The organism is Mesorhizobium sp. M1A.F.Ca.ET.072.01.1.1 (assembly GCF_004023325.1).
GTDB lineage: Bacteria > Pseudomonadota > Alphaproteobacteria > Rhizobiales > Rhizobiaceae > Mesorhizobium.
On sequence record NZ_RZSF01000076.1, the window covers coordinates 1 to 22,012 of the forward strand.

The following is a 22,012-nucleotide window of genomic DNA, read 5'->3' on the forward strand; positions in this document are numbered from 1 at the left end:
CGAACCGGCTCTTCATCATTGGACTTAAGCGTAAGCTCTGAAATCGTCATGTGTCGAAGCCCTTAAAGGCTCCGAACATCGTTCCTCACGGTCACGCGCGAAAGGTGCTGTCAGAACAGCGCTTACTTTTGATCACTCAAGTATTCGCTCCTGGTATGGGGTCAAATCCGCATCGCCCATTTCCCGTATATCGCAATTTTGAGCGATTCCGAGATAAATCTACAAGCCGCTTCTTTCCCCCGTCAGGCCAAGGCTCAGCTCAACGATCCTTAGAGCGTGAGTTCGTAAAAGGTCCCAGTTCACCGTCACAATGAGTGCAGGCGGTTACCGTCTTCGCACTACGCTCGACGGTTCAGTGTGCTTGCAGTCTGGAAACTGATTGCATCCACGAAACATCGATCCGTCTTTGTTGCGCCGCTTCACCAATTGGCCGACGAGGCAAGCTGGGCATTGGCTCAATTCGGCTCCCTCAATCGTTTCGAAACGGACTTCATCGCCGGCGATCTCGCAAAGCTCTTGGATATAGCGGGATGGCTGACGGCGATTGGTGAGCATGTAGATGCCTCGGCTGGCACGCGTAAGCGCTACGTAGAACAGGCGTCGTTCTTCCGCGTACGCGAAGGTCTCGGGGCGGGGAATGACCAGATTCAGCAACTCATCGTCTTCGATGCGGCTTGGCACGCCATAGTTGCCTTCGCTGACATCGAGCAGGACCGTATAGTCTGCCTCAAGGCCCTTGGCCCTGTGAAATGACAGCCCCGTCACCTCTATGTTGGCAAAGGACGGCGGCCTTCCTTCAAAAGGATCGAGGACGTTATAGCGCCACAAAACCAGAACCTTGAGTTTGTCACGCTTTTCGTCGCGCCACCGGTTGGCGATGGCACCCAAAGCGGCATCAAGCCGTTCGAGCAGGCGCTGGCAGGCCGCCGCAAAGTCTGGCTTGTCGCGCTTATCATCGATGGGAATGACGCGGATTGATCGTGAGACGGCCGGGCGCGTCGAGCGGACGGACTTCTTGATCTGTTCAGGATTGCGCTGGACGAAATTAGCGGCTGTTTCGGCAATGAGCTGGTTACAGCGATACGTCTGCTCCAGGCGCTCCTGCCAACTGGTCCCGAAGTTCCCTTCGAACCGTGTAAAGATCGTGATGTCCGATCCGGCAAAGCGATAGATCGACTGCCAGTCGTCTCCGACCGCGAACACCTTGCTGAACGCTTTCTGCTGTTTGAGCGCCTTGATGAGGTTAGCGCGCGGCTCGGAAATGTCCTGAAACTCGTCCACGAGAATGAGGGAATAGGGGCTTTGATATCGACCTGTCTCGACCAGCCGGACCGCATCCGCGATCATCGAATCGAAGTCGATCCGCCTGGTTTCTTCTAGTTTTCGGGAATACCCCTGAGTGATCATCCAGACCACGCGCGCGAATAGCTTCGCGCGCTCCTTGTCATGCAAGGTCTTGGCACGTTCGAGCAGCATGTCGAGCGTAAGATGGCTGGCGCGAATGTGCTTCAAGCAGGTGGATATCAGCTGGTGATAATGCTTGATAATCACCGGATCGAGCGCCTTGGTGATTTCGGCGTAGCTCCTGCGCTCGAAAGGTATGGAGCGCCGCGCCAGTTCGGATTCGATTGTGCTGAGCAGCGTCTCGTTACTGGCCTGGGCGGAAGTCGTCTCGAAGAAATCGATCTCGTTCCGGCGATATGCCAGCCGTTTGTTCTCGGCGTGCTTGGCATAGTCCGCAAAGGGTGAGCTTCCGTCCGTGTTGATCGCGAAATGCTCGTGCACGGTTGCGGTCTGCGGATAGTAGAAATCGGGATGCAGATGGCGGACCGCGTCACCATCTTCCTCTACTGCGATCTGCCGTTCGTATTCGAAGATGACGGAATGCAGCCAAAGCCAGTTGGCGATCTTCTGTTCCTGCAACGACTTTACGACAATGCCGGACAAGGAACCAATCGTGGCGCTACCCTTTCGAAGGCTGTCCGAAACGTAGCGCCGATAGTCGGCCTGCCCGTCAAACACCTCGATCGGGATATCGGCTTTGGGATGCACAACGAGAAGCTCGGCCCACATCCGGGCGAATTCCGGGTCGCTCTCGCCAAGGCTCTGGATGATCGCCTCGATGACCTTGGTTTCGCCAGCCGGATGATCCACCCAGTTGGCGAGCTGGGGCGGTCGGCCCTCGACCTCCTCGATGATTCCGCGCCCAAGCGCGTGAAACGTCGTGACGCGACACTCCAGGGTGTCCTCAGCGACCTGCAGCTGGGTGGCGATCCTCGTCCTGAGTTCATCGGCTGCGTTTCTGTTGAAGGCCAGGAGCAGGATCTCGTCGGGGCGATAGAGCCGTTTTTCCAGGACGTAGGCGACTTTGCCGACCATCGTCGCGGATTTGCCGGACCCTGCCGAGGCCACCAGCAGGTTGCTGTCCTCCAGGCGGATACAGGCCTCGCGCTGCTGGTTGGAAAACGAGCGCCGGTCGAGATCGTCGAAGAACGACTGGAACTTGACAAATTCCGAGCGGACGAAAGCCTCGTTGTAGGCATGGCGGACGCCGGGGTCGGTTATCATCGCGAACGAGGCCGGAAGGGAGGCCTTCAGTCCTGCCGGCATCAGGTCTGGGTCCAGAAGCGGGTGAGACAGGGCGGCCGCTGCGGCGCCAGGGACGCCGGCAACGGCCGTGCCCAGATCGGCCTGTGCAAGATACTGTCTGTTGCCTTTGGTGATTTCTCGGAGGCGCTCGTCGACATCGAGAAGGCGATCCTTCTCGGTGGTGATCAGCCCAAAGAGGTGAGTGTTGATGAAGGCATGAAGGTCTGCCGCCAGCTGTGTGGCCGCGACAGCCGATAGTGCCGAAAGAGTGTCTGTTCTGCCGCGGGCTCGGATTTCGACAGTGTGCCACAGCAGTGCCTTGCTGGTCGAAATCGACACGATGTCGAGGCAGCTAAGCTGCACTTCGCCATCTTGAGCCAGCCGGAAATGTCCCGAGATTTTCGGGTCTAGGGTCAGTTTCCATTTTCCCGCTGGAAACATCCGCGCAAAGAAACCTGGGCGGTAGGTCCGCGAGCGGTCAGATACCAATTTGGTCAAGGCCACGTTCAATACGCTCAGTAGGCAAGAGGTCCTCAGGAGCGAATATCAGCAACAAATTGAGATGTTCCAAATCATCGTGGCCAGACACTGATCGGGCCCCGATCTAGGCTCTTTTCGTCGCCCGTCACGGGAAGAACGCAACCGCGTCGGGCCGTCAACGATCTCTTTAGATGGTTGCGACGAGTTACACCCTGCCAAACGCCGGGCTTTCCTTTTACGTCCTACCGCGCCAATGATAAGAATCTGGAGTGAAGGGGTAGTAGATGGCAATCGTTCGACGAACCTTCGACGCCATTCGAAGCAGTCTAACCGGCATCGGATTTCTTAGTATTAGTGGGAGCTGGAATCCGCCAATCGCACAACGGACGACGATTTTGCGGCTGTTCAATTTCTTAGAGAATCGGCGCGTGCTCTACGTGCCGATGCATTTCGAGGTTCCGGACCAAGTTGATCAGTCGGTGAGTCAGATTCGCAATGAGCTTACGCAAATCTTGAACGACCTTCCCGAGAACTCGTCAGCTGCACGCTGCGTCCGGCATCTGCGAACAGCCTCCCGGTGCTTTCTGGAGGATGCGCCGCCGGATTACCGAAACATCGCCTATCGTCTGCGCAACGACGTCGATCGTGGATCACCGATCCGATGGCATGACGATGACGAGCGCCCGTTGACACCCGGCTATTTCGTGGCGCTGGGGGAGTTGCGGGCAATCTTCGGATTGCAGCTTTCGGCGCTCGCCGCCGAATTCGAGATAGACGTGGAGGAAGACCTTGCGTCAATCTTCCCCGTTGCGGTCGAACGCCACGATTGAATCTGTAGTGCTACAGGACTGACGACGCGCTGACATGTGCGTGTGGATAACGTCCAAGCTGGGGGGGTATGTGACCGAACGTAGGGGCAAGGATTCAACCGGCGAATGGCCAACTATTACCGAAAGGCATTGGTATGTGCTGTCTATCGTCAGTGCGACGTTCACGGCCGTCGCTATTGTAGCCGCTTTTCTATTCATTTTCGGTGACGGCTTCGATGGCGAGCATGATACCCGCTTAGCCCAAGCGCTCGCCCCTTTCGGCGTTGCCCTGTTCGCGCTGGTAACTTTTTGCACGGTTAGCTGGCGAGGTTCCATTAGCGTTCGGCAGGCCAATCAAGCTGAGAACGAAGGGCGCGCGAAACTGCTACAGGAGGGAGCTAAACTCTTGAGCGAGCCAAGCAAACCATCCCATGTGTCTGCCGGTGTCGCTACACTAAGCGTGCTCATTCATAGCGGGCAACGGGACTATGCGTGGAGTGCAATGAACCTGCTCGCTGATTTTGTCGAAGATCACATGCGTAACTATCACGGCAACCGGCATCGAGAAGAGATTTCTGGCGTCATGCGGTCGGGCGACGAGGCCGGTTTTAACACCGGCCGAAGCATCACCTTCTACGTTGTAGAATCCGAAGAGGATTACCCCTACGACGATGATCCAGTATACTGGCATTACATTCCAGGATTCGCCTCAATAAAATATTTTGGAGGAGAATTTATTTTTGATGACGAATATGAGATTGATAGATTGAAAAATGTGTCGTTTAACGGTGTAACAGTATCGCAATGGAAGCATGTAACAGTTGACGGTCGATTTGAGAGATCCATGTTCAAGAATTGCGGCATCGCTCGTGTCGACTCGATTGATTCGCTGAATTTTCATGCGAATTCTAAATATGCTTTTGAGAAATGTGATTTCTCCAACTGCATATTCGCGGATGAGAAAATACTCGCGGTGGATTTTCGAGAGGGCGAAAACTACTTTCGTGCTGATGCCCTCCTACACTCGCCGGCGGAACTGCCGCAATCGACTGGGCTGCGTTGCTGAACCGCAGAGAATGACTGAACATTTGGCTTGGATTAGCTTAACCGGAACCGTTGCCCGACGTGGCAACGTTGCTGTCATCCCGAAGCAGAGTCATCGTCCAAAAATGTGGCGGAATCGGCAATCGATATGTCAGGCAAGCCATTAGAACGATCGGCCATAGTCCGTACCTCATCGCTGAAAGCTCATTGAACTCCTCACAGGCGATGATCTCTTTGCGAATCTGTTCAAGTAGAGCATCCGGACCGCTAGCTGTCCCGAGGTGTGCAATACAAGAACCATGCACCTCCGAATTGAGATATAAATGCTCTTCCGACGTCGTATCCGGTATCCACAGCTGCCAGGTGCTGTGCGCCATGTCTTTGGCGTGGAAATCAGCCAAGACGGCGAAACTATTCGAATCTTGAAAAATCGCCAACCACACGCCGAGTGTCGGATAAAGGATGCTGCCCACTGTCGCCTCCTCTCGATAACCCTCGACTGCTCTCGGGTGCATCGCAAGGTCGGCATAGTCGCGGAAGACGCACGGGTACTTTCCATTGGCTCGATAACTGAATATCGAGGACAGAGTGATTTGCTCGATCCATCGCCGTAAAAAATCAAAGGCCTTGCATTGCATTAGAAATAGGCCGACGGTCGTGATCTCGATCGCATGGTCGTCTCGCAATGGGGTGTAGAGAGCTGGGTTGTTTTCGATTGTATTGCAGATCATGTTCATCGATTTCTGCAATTCAGCGTCCAAGGCGGCTTGAAAAGCTGACTCAGTTTTTTTGTACGTGAGCGCTTTTGTGTGAATTAGCCACAAGCCATGGATGGCCAAACGCCCAAGACCCTGGAACAGTTTCAGATTAATGTCTACACTCGCCGGTGACGGAATGGAAATACCGAGACCATCCTCAATCGCACAGTAGGGTGATATATGTTTCTCTACGAATGAAGTGGCGATGATGCGGTTGAGCTGCATCATTTTTTTCATCACCTCCTCCAAACTTTTGGCGAGCTTGGACCTGCCGAAATGAGCGTGAGATAGATGCCACATTCGCAGTGTGGCGATGACGCTTGTTGAATAGGCCGCTTCGAGATTTTCCGCGTCGCGGCACCAGACAAAGACAGTCCAACTTGCTAGGTAGATTTGTCGCACTTGCCGAAGACGATCGAAAAGATTTTTCGGCTGTGTGTCAGCTAGTTGCCGCAGCAGCTCTTCGAAATGCGCGAGGCAGACACTTGGCTCATCGACCAGCGCTACGGCCTTTCGAAATGATGTCTGCATTGCCTTCGGGAAAATGTTTTCGCGAAGCAGGCCTGTGGCGATCAGGTCTGCGATGTGGTCGCCATTCCACTCCACGAACTCGAGCGTCCCGAGTTTTGTCTTTGCTTCGATGAAGCCTTCCACCTGCGGCCTCACATCCTCCTGCATATCCCCGCCGAAACAAACCGCGACTATGACCGGCAAGCCCTTGTACCGGAGAGGCACATGCTTTGGGATGTAGACTTCGATGACCTCCTCGAGCGAAGGTCTCAACGCTTGGTTCCCTCTTGTCCAGTTGTCCCGGGTCAGGTCGCCGGACTTGATCGAAAGGAGAAACAGCGATTTTTCGCCCGTCTGAGGATGAGGGCCGATCGCGGCCACATCGACGCCATACTGGCGAGTTCCGCGTTTAGGGCGTGAAACGATTGTGTAGCCGACTTCGCTCATGATGTCCGGCAATACCACGTCGAGTTCGTCCCTTTCGTTGAGGGACGCTAGATATTGTTTCAGAAGCAGCTTCACTTCGGGCGCTCCTCGACGCGAAGCCGGTAGATCAGGTAGTTGAGCCGGGCTGGATAAAGAACGTCCATGCGCGGCAATGCGGACGATGTTTCAAAGCTTTGCAACTGCATCACTTGCCGGATGGGCTCACCGGAGCTGTCGGGATAAACGTAGACCACAGATGAACGTCCGTAGAGAAGGGTGCTCTTGTGAAACAACCCTGCGAAGATAGAGTTTTCTTCTGCTATTCGGCCGATCTGTTTGTTGCGTTCTTGGGCGATTTCCGTTTGCACACGCCGCTCCAACGTGGACGGCTGCATCGCCCTATTTCGTGGCAAAGCATGTAGCGGTGTTTGGTAGCTGGCGACCTGTTGCTGCATCCGTTTAGTCGAGGCTTTGAGCCCTTGTTCGGATAGGCATCGCTAACTTTGTTAAACAGATCAAGATCAGTTGGATAGTTGCGAAGCCAGAAGGATGTGATGTCCTTCTCCAGTAGCTTTCGTCTCTCCTGCTTCAAAGACGCCAGGCATGCTGACAACAGCGACACCGCCGGCCCATGGTTGAACATCAGGTATGCATATATCTTGTGTGCAAAATAGAAAATCTCAGTGTCGCTGAGTCTGAATCCGTCGAGTTGGAAATCGTAAATCGACTTGTCCGAGGGAGGAAAGAACGCATCGAGTTGGCTACAAATTCGATACTCACCACCCAGCAGCCAGTGCGTGACGTACCAGCCGTGTGCATCACCCGCTGACGTTTGAATCTTGTGCACCAGCGAATCGAATTTTTTGAGGGGAGGAGCTCCCTTTTCCTGACTTAGGATTGCAGTCAATGTCTCGAAAACGAGATGACGCTCCCTATCAATATCCATGCTGCAGAGCGCAGCGTCGACCAGGTCGAGCGTCCGCGCATGGTCGCTTTGAACGGTCTTCATCAGCGTGAGTACTTTTGTTCTAAGAGGGGGAGGAAAGGCGCCGCGATGATAGGCAAGCCCAGCAATCAACTCGTCACGGACGTTTTCGTTTGATCGATCGGCTGCCTCTTCCAGTTTCGCAATAAGCTGAGCGGATTTGTCGGTCTGCCTTTCAAGCAGGCGGATAATTGCAAAGGCAGCAGCGCGCTGATTTTGGGGGTCATCCGACGAGACCAAATCAGAGAGTCGCTCGACCGCCAGCGTCTCGTTCCCTTCAGAATACTCAAAGGCGCCGAGCATATATGTCGCTTGGCGTCTAATGGCGGGCCATTTGCTCTTGGAGAGGGAAATAGCGGCATTCAGTGCTTCAGATGGTGCTGTCGCTCTCCACGCTTGGAGGACCGTGCCCAGGAACTCGCTGTCCCGGTCTGTTTCCGTGATGATATTTGCCACTTGGTGAATTTGCGCGGAATTGGCCGCGAGCCATGCTTCGAAGCCTTGGCCTATATGATAGGCGAGGTTGTCAGACGCGCTGTCGCCCAACGAATGAACAAGCGAAACTACGCGCTCCGTTGTGTCTCGAATCTTGCTTAGAAACCCCTCAATCACGTGCGCTATTCGCGATCTGTCTCGGTTTGAGAATTCCGCTACAGGAAGTGCCTCAAAGTACGAAATTCCGTCGAAGGTGTTATCATTGTGCATGTCCGCAAGGACCGTGCCGACCCTCGTGAGGGAATCGAAACTCAGTGCCGATACGGTGGGCCACAGCGAACCGTCCGACACTGCCTGCTTCAGTTGTGCAATTGTAATAGGATGATCGCTCATCGGCCTTGTTCAACATAGATAGGCTCCGCTGACCGCTAGCCGCAACATCAGAGCACGGACCAAGTAAGGTGTTTCGGACGAAAGTCGCAGGTGCGCCACCGGTTTGATCGCCAGCTACCACACCGATTGAAGCGCCTGTTGGTCAGAATTACCTGCAATGGGTTACTGTCCAAACTTCTAACATTTTGGATGTGACGGTCATTTTAGGCGCTGGTGCCGCCATCGCCGCTTTGGACTTTTTAAGGGCTTTCGGCTGGATTGTTCGCAAAAAATAGTCTTCGCAGAACAGCCTAACGAACGGCACCTCCTTTCAACGTGATGGTAGCCTGGGCAGCGCGATCAATATCGTGACCTTTGCCGCCACCTCTTCGAGGGTGGCGGTCAGGCGGTTTATCTGCGACGCGGTTGCCGCCAGTTCTGGGCCGTAACGGGTGACGAGATATTCCCGGTTCTGGCTGAGAGACTGAAGATGCGCGGCGGTTTTCGCGCGAAGGCGCAACCCCGCTTCCAGGGCGTGTTCTGTTCGCGCCGACAGATCGTGCTGCATTTTGCGAATCTGATTGGGATCATACCCATGGTGGAGCAAAAGCGCTGTCAGATAGAGTTCGATCGCATGGATTGCTGTCAATCTGAACGGTGCGCGTGTCAACGGTTTGCCGGGTCGGCCGAGTTGAAGAAGCAACTCTGCCGCCTTGCGATACTCTTCCGCCAGCTCGTGAAGCTGTTGCGGAGATGCAAGTTCACCGGGATATTTGCGTTCTTCGATCGTCATTCGCGCGATCTGAAAATGCTAAGGTACGAATTTGGTGGAGGAAGATCCATGGCGTCGCGCGTTTCTGCACTTCGCCATTTCACCTCCCTCTCAGCGATGTTCGTTTGCAGCCGGCGCGTCGTCAACAGGCCGTCGGCGGACTATAGCGACGGTTCGTTGAGATGCGTTAGAATTTGACCAGACCGCACTGGGTCGATCCTGTCTGCCTCTGCGAGTGCCCAACGTTGCCAGGCTTCCAGTGCCGAGGGATCGATGTCAGCCGAACCATCATCGATCGCGCGGCGGACGCGCTCAACAAGCGCGCGAATGTCTTCCGCTTGGCGTAGCAGTTCCCCACTGGTCCGCAGGTTTTGCAGGCGCTTTTGGTTGAGTTGGACAAGCCATTCTTGGCGCTGCTTCTCCCTGTCGATCCGCTCCCGCTCTGCGCGCTCCTCGGCTTCCCGCAGGCTGAGTCGGAACTTTCGCTCGCCAGCCACGATGATCGCGGCCGCGATCTCTGCGATCTTTGACTCAAGCTTGGCGTCGCCGCTGTCCTGCCACGAGACTGTATTCTTGCGATCGAAACCTGGATCGATCCGCAGCGCGAGCGGGGTTGATGCCGGCAGGTCCGGCGCCGGCCGCAGGTACCCCTGCTGACGCACGGTGCGGTGGCTACCGACTATTCCAATTTCCAAACCAACATGTGTGTCGCCGATGGCTGCTCCCGCGTGAATTTCTCCATCGCGCTCGTAGGCACCACCGTCGTAGCCGCGCTTGCTGAGCACCAAAAACAATGCGTTGAAGATTCTCAGTCGTCGCTTGCCTAGTGGATTGTCGAACTTGGGCCCGTCAAAGGTCCACTCGCGTTCTGCATTTTTGTCGCGGCGGCGCTGCTCTTGCTTGAGTATTTGAACGAGCCCTTTGTGAGGCCTGTCCAACGTGTGCGGGACGGAAGCTTTGCCAATCGCTTTCAATTCCTGTGCGTGCAGTTCGTCGAGGTCTTCTGGAACCAGAGCGGATGCAAATGGTCCGTTGGATGCCAGCGGGGCTGCAATTGTCATAACTTCTTTGAAGCGCGCGTCGACACTTGCCCGGCCCGATTCACCGGGGCGCCGCGGTGGCGCCTTCGGTAATGCTGGCACCCTCTTTCCGGCACGTATTTTGTTCCAATAGCCCTGCGGCGGCGACGCAATTCCACATCGCGTCAGCAGCTTCTTCAGCCCGACGTCGGACAGTTCGAGCTTCGCCGCCAAGTCCCGCATCGGTGCAGACCAGGCGAACGCAATCAGATCCTCGGGCAACACAAGAATGTCTTTCTGCCACACGTCGGCTTACCTCCATTTCGTTCAGCCGGGCTGCCTTTGGCACGGCTTCGCAGTGTCGATATGACAGGTCGGCCAGTGCCATCTGACGTCAAATCTGGCAATTCCAACGTGCCCTCCATCGTCACTAGGAATGCGCCTACATCATCAGGGCGGCTGCAGATCGGCTGCAGCGGAAGCAGCGCTCTCGGTGAGCATCAGCGGGGCGCTCTGGAAGCGACCTGCTTCTTTTCGTAGTTCCTCGTGCAGCAGGGGGCAGCCGGACGTTGCTGCGTGGCAGAGCGAGGTTTGGTGCTGTCGAGCGGGGGCCCACGAAATACGACCGAAGACCGATGGCAAGATAAAAGAGCACACATTGCGTGCTCTGCCGGTTGTCTGTTTTCAGTGGGTTATGTGCCGATTTCGCAATGTGCGGATACTTCGCGCACCTTGCGGCGAATGCGTTATACTTTGCTTCAAAATGACTTTTCGCAATGTGCGGGAGCGATGATGACGGTTTCCGGGCTTTGCTGATGGCAGGTGTTGTCAGCTTTGCGATCTCGTCTCGCACCAACAGTGAACGTCGCCCTGTGGCGGGCCGTTAGATCGCAGCCGGCCACAGCGCTCAGTTTGGACCCGAACCAACCACAGAGCGGCAGCTGAGTTCAGGATCCATGTTGCTAAGAGAACCGGCGAGGCGCTCTGGCTGGTGCCTTCATTTGAGGAACTTGGTAACGCAGACGTAGGTGGCGGTGATCAATGGCCGATGGCATCGTGCTTTCTAACAAGCCCGCATTGCCCCGACGGCAACACCGCAGACCAGGTTCCAGAGATGCCATATACTTTTGCCCAAGTGCGCGGTCTGGCGAGACGCGCTCAGAGTGAGTAGGGCGGGTTTCGCTGCTCTCGATAATGGCGCCCGCGGCGCGGCCGTGGGGTTGCTTGTAATGTTCGCCGTTGTGCTGTTACGAGATCGTCCCGCGACGAGCGCGAAGTATGTGGGGGCAGCCCTTGCCGCCGCCGGCGCTGCCTCCGCGATCGTCGCGGCGCCAGCTTTCCCGTCGGATTGGCGTTGGTTGAGCCTGGCGCTGATCGCGCTGTCGTCGAGCGGGCCGATCGCGTTCTGGCTCTGGGCGCGCGCGGCTTTCGACGACGATTTCACCTTTCGGCCCTGGCATGGCGGTCTCTGGGCGATGTTGATCGCGGCCAGGCTTGTCGTTCCCGGCGGGATGATCAAGGGCGACGCCGCTTCGTCGATCGGCCGGTTGCTGACTCTAACCGACCTGATATTTGCGGCGCTCGCCGTCTCCCAGACCGTCGCGACCTGGCGGGATGATCTGGTCGACGGGCGCCGTCGACTTCGCGGCGCAGTGCTGATCGGAACGATGGCCTATATCGGGGCAAACGCCGCCGCGAACTTTTCATCCGTCGTCTTTCTCGCGTTGACTTCTCCCGTTGGAAACTTCTCCCGCGCGCTCGTTCTCAGCTTGCTGGCAGCGCTTAGCGGGTGGAGCGTGTTTCGCGCCGCGGAAATCGATTCAGCGCCCCTGCCGGCGCCGTTGCCTACATCTTCGGGTCGGAACTCTCCCACCTCGACCAAAAACGACAAAGGTTTAAGAATCGAGCCGGTGCTGCTCAGCTGCCTGGAGCGTTTGATGACGGTCGAGCGCGCCTATCGGCGCGAGGGGTTGACCATCGGCGCTCTGGCCACGCTGATGCGCGTGCCGGAATACCGGCTGCGCCAGATCATCAACGAAGGTCTCGGCCATCGCAATTTCAACGCTTTTCTCAATCGCTATCGGATCGAGGAGGCCAAGACGGCTCTTGCCGATTCCAGCCAAAAGGACGTGCCGGTCCTGACGATCGCCATGGATGCAGGCTTCCAGTCGCTTGGCCCGTTCAACCGGGCTTTCAAGGCTGACACCGGTCTGACGCCGACCGAGTTTCGTCGCGCCGCTTTTGACAGGGCGCTGGCTCAATAGCCGGATAAAGCGCCGAATACTGAAACCGGTCAGTCGATTCGAGAAATCGGCGACCCGGTTTTCAATATCCGGCGAGACCGCACCACCGCCGTTCGACATGATCTCCGCGAGATCGGAGACAGTCATGGATAAGCAAGCCAAAAAACATTTCGTTCCGGGCGCAATGGTGAGCCTTTGTGTCCTGGTGACCTGCTTTTACCCCTGGCCGGCGCACGCCGCGGAGCCGGATCAGCCAGCATGGCCAACCAACGAATGGCGGATGTCGACGCCGGAAGAGCAAGGCATGGATTCGTCCGCGCTGGCCGGCCTTGTCGGCTATGGCTCAAGCCACAACTTTGACAGCCTCCTCGTCGTGCGCCATGGGCGGATCGTCGCGGAGGCCTATTACGCGCCCTATACGGCGGGCATTCCGCACGAGATATACTCCTCGACAAAGGCGGTGACCGGAACTCTTCTGGGGATGGTCTACAAGGATGGCCTGCTCGACCGCCTCGATCATCCGATTCTGGATTTCTTCGCCGACCGCCAGGTTGCGAATGTCGATGACCGCAAGAAGGCCATCACCGTTCAGAACCTTTTGGACATGACCTCAGGGCTTGACTGGGATCAGGGGTTCGAGGGCGGCAGGCAGCAGTCGATGAAGGATCTTTATCGAAGCTCGAACTGGACCCAATTCATTCTCGATCGCCCCATGGCGCATCCGCCGGGGGAGGTGTTCAACTACAGCAACGGGAACGCCGATCTGGTGTCGGCTATCATCACCAGGCTGACGGGCAAACTTGCAGAGGACTATGCGAGGGAAAAGCTGTTTGACCCTTTAGGCATTGTCGATTGGCATTGGGACCGCGATCCCCAAGGCCTGACAAAGGGCGAAGGGATGCTCTATCTGCTGCCGCGCGATATGGCGAAGCTCGGTTATTTGTATCTGCATCATGGCGAATGGGAGGGAAGGCAACTTCTCCCACCGGGCTGGGCGGATGTTTTGAACCACACGCTCGTGAATGTGCATGCGACGGGCGACGCTAACGAGAGCTATTCGAACTTTATCTGGGTTTTTCCCGATAGGCACGTTTACAGGATGGATGGCAAGAACGGTCAGTTGATCGTCGTGTTTCCTGACCTGGATGTCGTGGTGGTGACCACCGCCAGAAAGCAAGTTCGGTACAAAGCCCTGATCGATGCAGTGTCCGGCGCGGTGAAATCACAGTCGGCGCTGCCGCCGGACCCGGATGGAGCCAAACAGCTCGCCAGCGCAATCCAGGATGCCGCGACCCAAAAACCGACACCTGTCGGTCCGGTCTCCGAAATCGCGTCCTCGATCTCGGGCAAGATTTACAAATTCCATGACGACGAGGTCGGCTTGAAGTCATTTACGCTCGATCTGGCCGATCCTCATCCGCATTTTGATGTCGAAATCTCCTTGCCTGATCCGGTAGGCTCATCGGTGCGCTACAGCCAGCCGATAGGCCTCGATGGATTCTACCGAAGAGGGGCGGTGAAGCTCTCCGACCCGGGCATCGGCCAAATCACCGAGGCCAAGGGAAGATGGCTGAACGGGCAGACATTCGTCATCGACGTGCCGGTTCTGGGATCCGGCGAACAACAAGAACTTATCCTGACATTCAGCGGCAAGAAGCTGAATTTTCGTCGTAGGGTCGCCGTGGGCGAAGGCGAGGATGTATCGGTTGATGGCGTGCAGGTGAGCAACTAGCCGCGCCCAGTCGTTGGGTGCTTGCTGCCCAATTGCTCAAGATGAGGGTCGCGCCCGCTGCCGGGCGGAGTTTGTAGCGCAGCTGAAGAACACCGCTTTGTGAGGAGAATTATGAGAACAATTAGGCCAGTATGAGTAGTTGTTCAGGTGGAGCGACCCTCAATGGACCACCGGGCGCGACTGTCACGTTTTGGCAGGAAATGCATTGGGCTGGCCTTGCAAGCCTCTGGGCCGTCCATGCGAACGCCGACGAAGTGGTGCACTTTGAGACTGCGGCGGCGGTGAAGCCTACACCGTTTCAGGTCCGCATTGCGCAGCAAAGCGGACAAATGCTTAAGTCTGTTCCAGGCACACCTTTGAACGGATATCTGACGCGGCCGCCAGGCAAGGGGCCGTTCCCAGCGGTCATCCTTCTCCACGGGTGTGCAGGCGTGCTCCAGAATGACCAGGAAGTTTGGCCCGAACGGCTGTCGTCCTGGGGGTACGTCGTGCTCGTTGTCGACAGCTTCAGCACGCGTGGCGTTCACGACCCCTGCAATGGGCTCTTGGTAATTCGCGTCTATGACGTCTATGGCGCTCTGGACTTCCTGTCGAAGTACAGCTTCGTCGAGTCGTCGCGCATCGCATTGATGGGATTCTCATCTGGAGGGATCACAAGCTCGAGGCGTTGCAATTTGGCGGCGCCGAGCGGCTGATGGAACGCAAGTTCCAGGCGGCGATTGCCTACTATCCGAATTGTTACAGCGAACGGCGACCTGGCGGTCCCAACCATGATCCTTGTGGGTGAGCTCGACGACTGGAGCCTTGCCAAAAAATGTCGTGACATGATCGCCCACCGCAGCGGCGAGGGAAGCCCTGTAAGCCTCGAAATTTTCCAGGGCGCCCGACACGCTTTCGACGCCCCGGAGTTCAAGACAGCGGTCGAGGCCTACGGCCATCGGGTCGAGTACAATCCGGCTGCGGCAGAAAAATCTTTCAGCGACGTTCGGGCTTTTCTGAAGCAAGCCTTCGGCGGCTAGACCTCTATCGGCATCTGCCGCGCTTGGAGAGGGGCAAACGATCACATCATCAAGAGGCGTCGAATGCCCGTCTCGACCAGTGCGAGGAAGCCAATGCAATAGCGCTATTGCCCACCAAGGGCGTTTGGTAGTGGCTGGCTTCAAGTTTCAATCAAGACGGGCGGCCAAAGATGGTCACAATAAGCAAGGCCGTGCCGAAGGCGCAGAGATAGCCGATAACACCATATGCCATGACCCGGCGCTCCGTACGGAAACGGGGCGACATGAAGTCGGCATACAGTCTTGCATTTCTTCGCCCAACGCGTTCGCTCCACGGGAGGTTTTGCTCGTCTATTGAGCCGAGGAAACTGGTTCGCAGAATCATACCCAAAAGCGCGATAAACGCGGCTGCGAAACTCGGCACCAACACAACGAAACAAGCTGTAATTGGCAGAACCAACTGAGGATTGTTCGCCCACTCGTACTTCAGAGTTTCTCTCCAGCTCTGGAGGCACCGTAGGGGCAACAATATCGCTCATGATCTTTTTCAGCGCATCCGGGGACCCACAAGATGTCCAATGTGGGCGTCGCCTCGAAGCAGGCTTGCGCGTCAAAGCGCACTTTGTTGAAGCTGGTGACGGGCGCGACGTCGATCGACAAGAGAACCGTCTCCAACCCCATTTTTCTCATCGACCCGGGAGAACATCTCCAGCGGGCCGGCGACATCGAGCAGGTTAGCACTTTCATAGGCCGGGATCCCGAGTTTCATGAGAACGCTCCTTCCGCTCGAAATGCGCGTGGCTTAAGCTTGGGCCGCCAGATGGTTTTCAAAATGAGGGCGCCGCCGCTGCCAGAAAGGCGTGTCCCATCGCGCGGCCGCCGCATAGTGGGCGGCGAGCGCCGGGACGTAATCGGCAAAACTCTGCGCGGCGATCATCGCATAGCGGCTGCGCGCCAACTCGCTCCGCCCCTCCAGCATATCCGAAGCGGCGTAGGCGGCCAGGATGCCTGAGCGAAGCGCGTGAACGATGCCGCGCGACGACAGCGGATCGGCACAGAACAGGCTGTCGCCCGCCGCGACCCATCCTTTGCCCGCGGCCGGATCGATCGTGGCGGTGCCCGCCGGCTTGACCAGGCTTGCGGTTTCGCGCGCCTCAGGCGGCACGAGTGGCGCGATGAGCTGCGTTGCGACGAGCGCGCTGTACCAGCGCTCGGCCGTGCGCAACTCGCTGCCCAGATCGGGATCGGTCAGGCACGCCACCACCCGGCGTCGGTCCGGCAGGTCGGCGCTGTACCACCAGCCTTCGGGACGCGCCTCGATGACCATTCGGCAACCGCCGGACGCTTGGTCGAAGAAGCGGGTGTAGGCAGCCAGATGGCCGTGCGCCCGCAAGTGGGCCCCGAAGGATCGTGCCAGTCCCCAGTTGCGGCCTGTCGCCCAGATCACGGCGCGAGCAACGACATCGCAATCGGCGAGCCTTAGCCGCCAGCCTTGATCCTCGCGCGCGGCCGAACGCACCGCGCTGCCGAAGCGCAGCTCGGCTCCCGCTGCATGCGCGGCCTGAGCCAGCAGCCGGTCGAATCGCGCCCGGTCGAGCTGCCAGCCGGCGCCCTGGGCGGAGAATGTGCTTTGCCGCTCTTCGAGGGTTTCGCTGCCCCATGCCGAAACAACTGCGCGGTTCGCCACGAACGCTTCGGCGGTGAACGGCGCCCAGACACCGAGTTGGCGCAGCAGTCCCTGCGCCACCGCCGGCAAAATCTCGCCTGGTTTTGGCCGGTCGTGTTGCCCGGCTTCCAGGAGCACGACGCGTCGCCCGGGCGCCTGGCGGCGCAACGTCAGCGCGGCCGCGGAGCCCGCCGGCCCACCGCCGATGACGGCGAAATCAGCTTGCTCTGACGGCATAGAAGGATGCCACGACCCCTGCCGGATTGGTGCTCCCGCCATCGCCCGAGTGCGGGATGGTGCGCACCACCGAGCCGACGATCGCCGGTACTTCCAGCCGGTCGGTGCTGTTCGGCCAGACGGGTACCAGCCAGCCGATATAGTCGTAGATCCACTCCTCGCCGCCGACCGCGCCCTTGCCCTGGAAGCGGACCTGCATCGGCGAGCCGTAGCCGAAGCCGCCGCGCAGGTCGAGCGCCCACCCCGGGCCGCCGATCGTTCCCGAAAGCTCGGTCACGGACTCTTCCGTGATGGCTAAAGTGCCTTCGCCGAAGAGCAGGTCGTTGGCTGCCTTGCCGATGTCGGGATCGTTGAGGAAGCTGCGATAAGTCCAGTTGCCGACGAAGGGATTAGTCACGCTCATTCTCCAGAATCCTCGACACAGATGTATTTGATGCTGGGCGAGGGCTGATCGAGCCCGCCGGCGGGATTCCGGACCATGAAGCCGAGCTTCGACCACTCGGTCACCATCTTGAGATCGCCGGCTAAGGTCTGCGGGATGCCGCGCGCCCAGTTGCGGAACTGGAAGTCCTTGTCCACCGGGTAGTATACCTGCATCGGCCGGTGCGCCGGCCACCACAAGGTCTCCCACACGCGCCGCTCGCGCGACAAAAGCGTGTCGCCGACGCTGTCGGGGTAAAGCACGTTCCATTCCTCATAGGTGACGTCGATCGTCTGCGTGGAGCATTCGTTGAAGTCGGCCTGCCAGGGCAATCCGCTAAGCTTGGTCAGGTCGCCGGGCTGCAGTCCCACATCGAAATCGCTGCCTTGCGACAACGGATCGGAAGCGTAGGCGATGTAGCCTTCCTCGCTGACGCCCGAGCCCCAGCGGTTGGCGTTCTCCTGCGCGGCGGTCAGGGCGAAGCTATACCATTCGGGATCGGCCTTGATCCGATAAGGCTCGCGCCAGATCGCCGGGTTGCGGATGATCCAGGTCACTTCGCCGCCCGGGCAGAAGGCGCCGCCGAGGCCGTTCGAAAGCACGCCCTGATCGAGGCCGCGTCCGCCCGGCACGTTCCAGTCTTTGTAGGGCTGCCAGGGATCGATCGCCGGCGCGAAGCCCGCATCCACCTCGTCGGTGAAGATGCCGGCCGCCCATTGCCTGAGCCGGAAAAGCTGCGTGTCGGTCAGCCGCAGGAACTTGCTCACTGTCTTGTTGGTGATCGGATTGTCGCCGGCCAGCAGCGGCATCAGCGGCAGGTGATAGGTCCGCGTCGCCGGGTTGGCTTCGAGCCGGAACAGGTTTTCTTCGCCTGGCTTGCGCAACAGGTCGAACAGATATTGCCGCGCGGCACGGCCCGGGTCGGTGGTGGCGTCCTTGGCTGCGACGGCGAGCGCTCGGTCGAGCAACTGGCCGGAGCGGTATTCGAACGCCAGCCGACGCAGCGCCGCCGCGATCGGCTCATCCGGATCCGTGGTGCGGTCCGGCTCCGCCGGCTCCTGCCGCGACGACGATCGGGCAAGCGTCAGCATCCGCTTGTTGGGCGGCGAGGCGGCAGCGGCGATGCGCTCGATCACGTCGGTCACTGCCGTATCGAAGGCGTTGCGCGCTGCTTCATAGGCGCTGTCTGCGACCGTGTCGTTCTCGCTGAAAACCTGCTGCCAGCGCACCGCATAAGCGCGCGGCATTTCACCGTCCTCAGGCGGGCAAACAGCGGCCGTGAACGCCGCTGCCGCTGCCTTGAGCGCCGCACCCGCATCGCCGACCACAGCGTCGTTGGCGGCTCCCGGCGCCTGCGTCGTGTCGAGCAGCATCAGGCTGGGCTCGACCGCGGCCTCGAGCAAGCGGCCCGCGACATGATCGTCCTTGGCGCGCGCTTCCTTCCGCGCCAGCGCGCGCGGCGCGATGCGCGGCGGGATGCAAAGGCGATAGGGGTCGAACGTGCCGCGGCTCGTCTGGTTGTGCGGAAAATTCGACTGCTGAAGGATGTTGGCGAAATAGGAGAATTCGTCGGCGCGGAAAATGATCGGCCAGATGTCGCGCCAGAACCAGGGGCGATAGGCCGGGTTCCACTCCACCGCTCCGGCCTTCCAGTGCAGCAGGGCGGCGGTGTCGGTCGGATCGATCTTTTGCGGTGCGTCGAACGTTCCTGCGGTGCCGTACATGTCGGTGCGATAGGCGAATTCGCGGATCGACATGTCTTCGACCACGTCTTCCAGCGTGATCATGTCGAGCACTTCCGGTGCGTAGCGCGGATAGCCGACAAGCACCCAGGCCGGATATTCGACATCGATGTAGCGCAGCGCCTGGACGCGCTCTTCCATCATCACCAGCCGGGCCATGACCGGCCCGTCCGAGATGTCGTCGAACCAGCCGTCGCTGTTGGCATAGGTCTCGATGCGCGGATGGCCGAAGCCTGAGAGGAACGAGCCGCTGTTGCCGTGCCCGCCAAGCACCAGCAGCCGCCCGTCATCGTCCGTTATCATGTCGCCGAGCGTATCGATGTCGTTCGGCGACATCCCGCTCGGCGGGAAAGTGACGGCATAAGCCGGGTTGGCGTTGCGCCCGAAGCTCGCCTTGCGACGCGACGTGCAGTCGACGGCCTGCGGGCCGGCGTCGATGATCAGCTTCTGCCGCTCGATCGGATCGGTGATGCCGGCGTTGCGCAGCGGCGTGCCGACGGGATAGCCGGCCTCGCCGCGCAGCCCATCGAAAGTGAACCATGCCGCCTTCTTGTTGGCGAGCTGGACGCGCCACTGGATGTCGACCAGCTTGCCGCGATTGCCGCCACCCTCCACGTGGTCGCCGATTTTCAGCGGAACGCCCTGCGGATTGGCCTCGTCATAGGCGAAGATCTGGAAACGCGCGGCCTGGCGCTTGATACGGCCCTTGTCGTCCTTGAAGTGTTTTATCGGCGCGTCGTCTTTGGCGGCGTTGCCGTTGGCGTCGCATTCGATCGGCAACTGCGCCGGCTTCTCCGGCGAGATGCAAAAGCCCTCCGGGCTGTCGCCAAGCCTGGCGATGCCCACGGCCGGATGGACGCGATAGACAGTTGGGTCGGCCATTTGTTTCTCCGCGTCGACGCCGGCTGTGTCTTTTCGTTTAGTCGAGAAAATTGAGCGAGACGCCATCGAGGCGCAGCAGCTCGCGGTCTTCCTCGTAGGAGGCGCCGATCACGACGAGACTCACCGTGAGTCTGGTGGCGCCGGAGCCGATCAGTCGGCGCGCCGCTCGGGTCACGTCGATGCGGTGGTTGCGCGGCGAGTTCATGGAGCGCTCGCGCAGGTCGAACTTGCGGCTTGCCGACGGCGGGATCTCGCAATGGCCTGGCCCGCCATAGCATTCGCCATGGCCGAAGACGGCCGCGTAGCCGGCATAGCCCGGCACATTAAGCGGCGTCGAGGCATCGGCATCCTGCGTGTTGAGAAACACGCGGATGAAGCACGAGCGCGGCAGTTGCGGCACGCGGTGCAGCCGCACCTCGGCGCAACGGAAGCTCTTGGTCGCGTCCGGCACGGCGATCGGCGCCGACACGAAGCGCCCGACCGGATTGGTCAGCCCCACCGGCATCAGGCATCCGCCGCGCACATATTCATAGCCGAAGCGGTTCATGTCGAGTGTGTCGCGCACGGCGTAGCTCCAAGGCGTCAGCGCGGAATCGAGATCGGCCGGCAGGCCGTCCGGATGATCCTGCTGCCAGCGCCACCAGAGCCGGTCGATATTTGCATGCACCGGCCAGAAGATCGGATCGTAGGATGCCGTCAGGTTCGAGAACATGTCGCCGAACTGCGGCTCCGAGTAGAGATCGTCGCGCTGGTGGAATTTGCGTCCCGCAACGCGCACCGTGCTGTTTCGGTCGGCGGGAGCGTCCGTCGTGAACGCCGGGTTCATGCCCCCGGTCCAGATATGCATCGTATTGTGCGGGTTCTGGTCGAGGAAACCGAAGCTGTCGACATAAAGGCTGCCACCGCCGAAATCGCGGAAGGTGCGCAGCGAGAGGATCTCGTCGATGTCTTCCTGCGCCGGGTAGTGGTAGTGGATAACGGTGTTGATCGTGCCTTTGCCGAACTGGCCGGAATAGCGCAGCGGATACCACAGAGAATTGGCCTCGAGCAGCGCGTCGATCAGCCGTTTGCGGTTCTCGCCTTCGACATAATCCTTGCCGCACGCCATGCTGACCGTGTCATAGATTTGCGTTGGATTAGCCCAGAGCTGGCCGACCAGTGTATCGACCTTGGCCGGGAAGCCCTGGTCGCGCAGGAAACGCGCCGAGGCCTCGGTGAGGAAGCCCTTGAACGCGTCTGGAAGGATCGCGCCGTTGGCCGGGTCTTCCGGCTTGTAGCGGGCTGCTGGAAAATCCCACCACGGCATGGTCACGTCGGGGCAGAAATCCTGCAAAGCCTGTTCGAACTCGTAGAGATAGACGCGATGCCAGGGCAGGAATCGCTCCCAGCCGTGCTGGCAGTGGTTCTGGTGGATGAGCGCCAGATTGTTATAGGAGCGCTTGTCGCCAACCCATTTGTTGAGCTTGTAAAGTTCGCGAAATGCGAAGCGCAGCCGTTCCTTTTGCGGCTCGCTCAGCACATCGACATCTATGCGCTGCCGTAATTCGCCCTTGGCGTAGCGCCACGCCGCCGGATCGGACGCCTGGCCGAAAACAGGGCCGGCAAGCCCCTTCACCTCGACGCGAGCCTCGCTTGTCACACTCACTTCGCCCGCGAGTGCAACCGAGCCGAGCAGTGCCTCCGGACAGCCTTCCTCGATCCAGCTTTCGATCCGGTCGATATCCTCATCGGCGACCGGCGAGCCGCCCCAGGGCAGACGGGGGAACTGCTTGCCGTCGAATGGTGGCAGTCCGCGCAAGCCGCGGATCAGCGCCGATCGCGCGCCGCGGCCTTTGGCGTCGCTCTTGCCGCAGCAGGTGGTGGTGAGCGGCGCGATCAGCGGCATGCCGTGC

Annotated in this window: 17 protein-coding genes; 6 read left to right on the forward strand and 11 right to left on the reverse strand. The window is 59.0% G+C overall.

The genetic code is table 11. From position 1 onward, the window contains the following. Positions 1 to 324: 324 nt before the first annotated feature. A complete protein-coding gene (locus EOA32_RS13490; protein ID WP_245499264.1) occupies positions 325 to 3,087 on the reverse strand; it encodes a UvrD-helicase domain-containing protein in 2,763 nt (920 codons plus the stop codon). A gap of 266 nt (positions 3,088 to 3,353) precedes the next feature. Between EOA32_RS13490 and EOA32_RS13495 the strand changes: the two genes are divergently transcribed. Both EOA32_RS13495 and EOA32_RS13500 read left to right on the forward strand, forming a co-directional pair. Continuing rightward, positions 3,354 to 3,899 carry a DUF6650 family protein gene (locus EOA32_RS13495; RefSeq protein ID WP_128372017.1) on the forward strand — a complete coding sequence of 182 codons (546 nt, stop codon included), beginning with the start codon at positions 3,354 to 3,356 and terminating at the stop codon, positions 3,897 to 3,899. A gap of 70 nt (positions 3,900 to 3,969) precedes the next feature. After that, positions 3,970 to 4,944 carry a hypothetical protein gene (locus EOA32_RS13500; protein WP_189407122.1) on the forward strand — a complete coding sequence of 325 codons (975 nt, stop codon included), beginning with the start codon at positions 3,970 to 3,972 and terminating at the stop codon, positions 4,942 to 4,944. A 37-nt stretch (positions 4,945 to 4,981) separates the two neighbouring features. Here the strand turns inward: EOA32_RS13500 and EOA32_RS13505 are convergent, their stop codons facing one another. From EOA32_RS13505 to EOA32_RS13525, 5 genes are all read right to left on the reverse strand, one after another. Next, entirely contained in the window at positions 4,982 to 6,712 is a 1,731-nt protein-coding gene (locus tag EOA32_RS13505; RefSeq protein ID WP_128372018.1) for a hypothetical protein, read from the reverse strand. Beyond that, positions 6,709 to 6,984: a hypothetical protein gene (locus tag EOA32_RS13510; protein WP_128372019.1), complete on the reverse strand. Its 276-nt coding sequence runs from the start codon at positions 6,982 to 6,984 to the stop codon at positions 6,709 to 6,711. The genes EOA32_RS13505 and EOA32_RS13510 overlap by 4 nt, the downstream gene beginning before the upstream one ends. Next, positions 6,936 to 8,429, reverse strand: a complete 1,494-nt coding sequence (locus EOA32_RS13515; protein WP_128372020.1) for a HEAT repeat domain-containing protein — start codon at positions 8,427 to 8,429, stop codon at positions 6,936 to 6,938. Before EOA32_RS13515 ends, EOA32_RS13510 begins: the two co-directional genes overlap by 49 nt. 310 nt (positions 8,430 to 8,739) lie before the next feature. Continuing rightward, positions 8,740 to 9,201 carry a hypothetical protein gene (locus tag EOA32_RS13520; RefSeq protein ID WP_128372021.1) on the reverse strand — a complete coding sequence of 154 codons (462 nt, stop codon included), beginning with the start codon at positions 9,199 to 9,201 and terminating at the stop codon, positions 8,740 to 8,742. Between the two features lie 140 nt (positions 9,202 to 9,341). Then, complete coding sequence (locus EOA32_RS13525; protein ID WP_128372022.1) at positions 9,342 to 10,505, reverse strand: hypothetical protein; 1,164 nt, start codon at positions 10,503 to 10,505, stop codon at positions 9,342 to 9,344. A 1,205-nt stretch (positions 10,506 to 11,710) separates the two neighbouring features. Here EOA32_RS13525 and EOA32_RS13530 point away from each other — a divergent pair. The 4 genes from EOA32_RS13530 to EOA32_RS39830 all read left to right on the forward strand — a co-directional run bounded on the left by EOA32_RS13530 (position 11,711) and on the right by EOA32_RS39830 (position 15,193). Next, positions 11,711 to 12,463, forward strand: a complete 753-nt coding sequence (locus EOA32_RS13530) for a helix-turn-helix domain-containing protein (protein ID WP_245499265.1) — start codon at positions 11,711 to 11,713, stop codon at positions 12,461 to 12,463. A 124-nt stretch (positions 12,464 to 12,587) separates the two neighbouring features. Then, positions 12,588 to 14,174, forward strand: a complete 1,587-nt coding sequence (locus tag EOA32_RS13535; protein WP_189407124.1) for a serine hydrolase — start codon at positions 12,588 to 12,590, stop codon at positions 14,172 to 14,174. Between the two features lie 200 nt (positions 14,175 to 14,374). Next, positions 14,375 to 14,869 (forward strand): hypothetical protein, encoded by a 495-nt coding sequence (locus EOA32_RS39825; RefSeq protein WP_245499266.1) that lies wholly within the window; start codon positions 14,375 to 14,377, stop codon positions 14,867 to 14,869. A 24-nt stretch (positions 14,870 to 14,893) separates the two neighbouring features. Next, the gene (locus EOA32_RS39830) at positions 14,894 to 15,193 is read left to right on the forward strand and encodes a dienelactone hydrolase family protein (protein WP_281013984.1); all 300 of its coding nucleotides are present in this window, start codon (positions 14,894 to 14,896) and stop codon (positions 15,191 to 15,193) included. A 589-nt stretch (positions 15,194 to 15,782) separates the two neighbouring features. Here EOA32_RS39830 and EOA32_RS38605 read toward each other — a convergent pair. The 5 genes from EOA32_RS38605 to EOA32_RS13560 all read right to left on the reverse strand — a co-directional run. Further along, complete coding sequence (locus EOA32_RS38605; RefSeq protein WP_189407127.1) at positions 15,783 to 15,941, reverse strand: hypothetical protein; 159 nt, start codon at positions 15,939 to 15,941, stop codon at positions 15,783 to 15,785. Positions 15,942 to 15,974: 33 nt separating this feature from the next. Further along, positions 15,975 to 17,117 carry a tryptophan 7-halogenase gene (locus tag EOA32_RS13545; RefSeq protein WP_348632201.1) on the reverse strand — a complete coding sequence of 381 codons (1,143 nt, stop codon included), beginning with the start codon at positions 17,115 to 17,117 and terminating at the stop codon, positions 15,975 to 15,977. Beyond that, positions 17,056 to 17,478, reverse strand: a complete 423-nt coding sequence (locus EOA32_RS13550; RefSeq protein WP_128372026.1) for a hypothetical protein — start codon at positions 17,476 to 17,478, stop codon at positions 17,056 to 17,058. Before EOA32_RS13550 ends, EOA32_RS13545 begins: the two co-directional genes overlap by 62 nt. Further along, positions 17,475 to 20,120: a LodA/GoxA family CTQ-dependent oxidase gene (locus EOA32_RS13555; RefSeq protein WP_128372027.1), complete on the reverse strand. Its 2,646-nt coding sequence runs from the start codon at positions 20,118 to 20,120 to the stop codon at positions 17,475 to 17,477. The genes EOA32_RS13550 and EOA32_RS13555 overlap by 4 nt, the downstream gene beginning before the upstream one ends. A gap of 37 nt (positions 20,121 to 20,157) precedes the next feature. Next, positions 20,158 to 22,012: tyrosinase family protein (locus tag EOA32_RS13560; protein WP_145971294.1), on the reverse strand; the 1,855-nt coding region annotated here is incomplete at its 5' end.

Coding starts and splice junctions, on each gene's coding strand:
- EOA32_RS13545 (WP_348632201.1), bottom strand. CDS start 17,117: ATGGCGGGAGCACCAATCCGGCAGGGGTCGTGGCATCCTTCTATGCCG.
- EOA32_RS13535 (WP_189407124.1), top strand. CDS start 12,588: ATGGATAAGCAAGCCAAAAAACATTTCGTTCCGGGCGCAATGGTGAGC.
- EOA32_RS13550 (WP_128372026.1), bottom strand. CDS start 17,478: ATGAGCGTGACTAATCCCTTCGTCGGCAACTGGACTTATCGCAGCTTC.
- EOA32_RS38605 (WP_189407127.1), bottom strand. CDS start 15,941: ATGAAACTCGGGATCCCGGCCTATGAAAGTGCTAACCTGCTCGATGTC.
- EOA32_RS13555 (WP_128372027.1), bottom strand. CDS start 20,120: ATGGCCGACCCAACTGTCTATCGCGTCCATCCGGCCGTGGGCATCGCC.
- EOA32_RS39825 (WP_245499266.1), top strand. CDS start 14,375: ATGCATTGGGCTGGCCTTGCAAGCCTCTGGGCCGTCCATGCGAACGCC.
- EOA32_RS13520 (WP_128372021.1), bottom strand. CDS start 9,201: ATGACGATCGAAGAACGCAAATATCCCGGTGAACTTGCATCTCCGCAA.
- EOA32_RS13495 (WP_128372017.1), top strand. CDS start 3,354: ATGGCAATCGTTCGACGAACCTTCGACGCCATTCGAAGCAGTCTAACC.
- EOA32_RS13515 (WP_128372020.1), bottom strand. CDS start 8,429: ATGAGCGATCATCCTATTACAATTGCACAACTGAAGCAGGCAGTGTCG.
- EOA32_RS13530 (WP_245499265.1), top strand. CDS start 11,711: ATGATCAAGGGCGACGCCGCTTCGTCGATCGGCCGGTTGCTGACTCTA.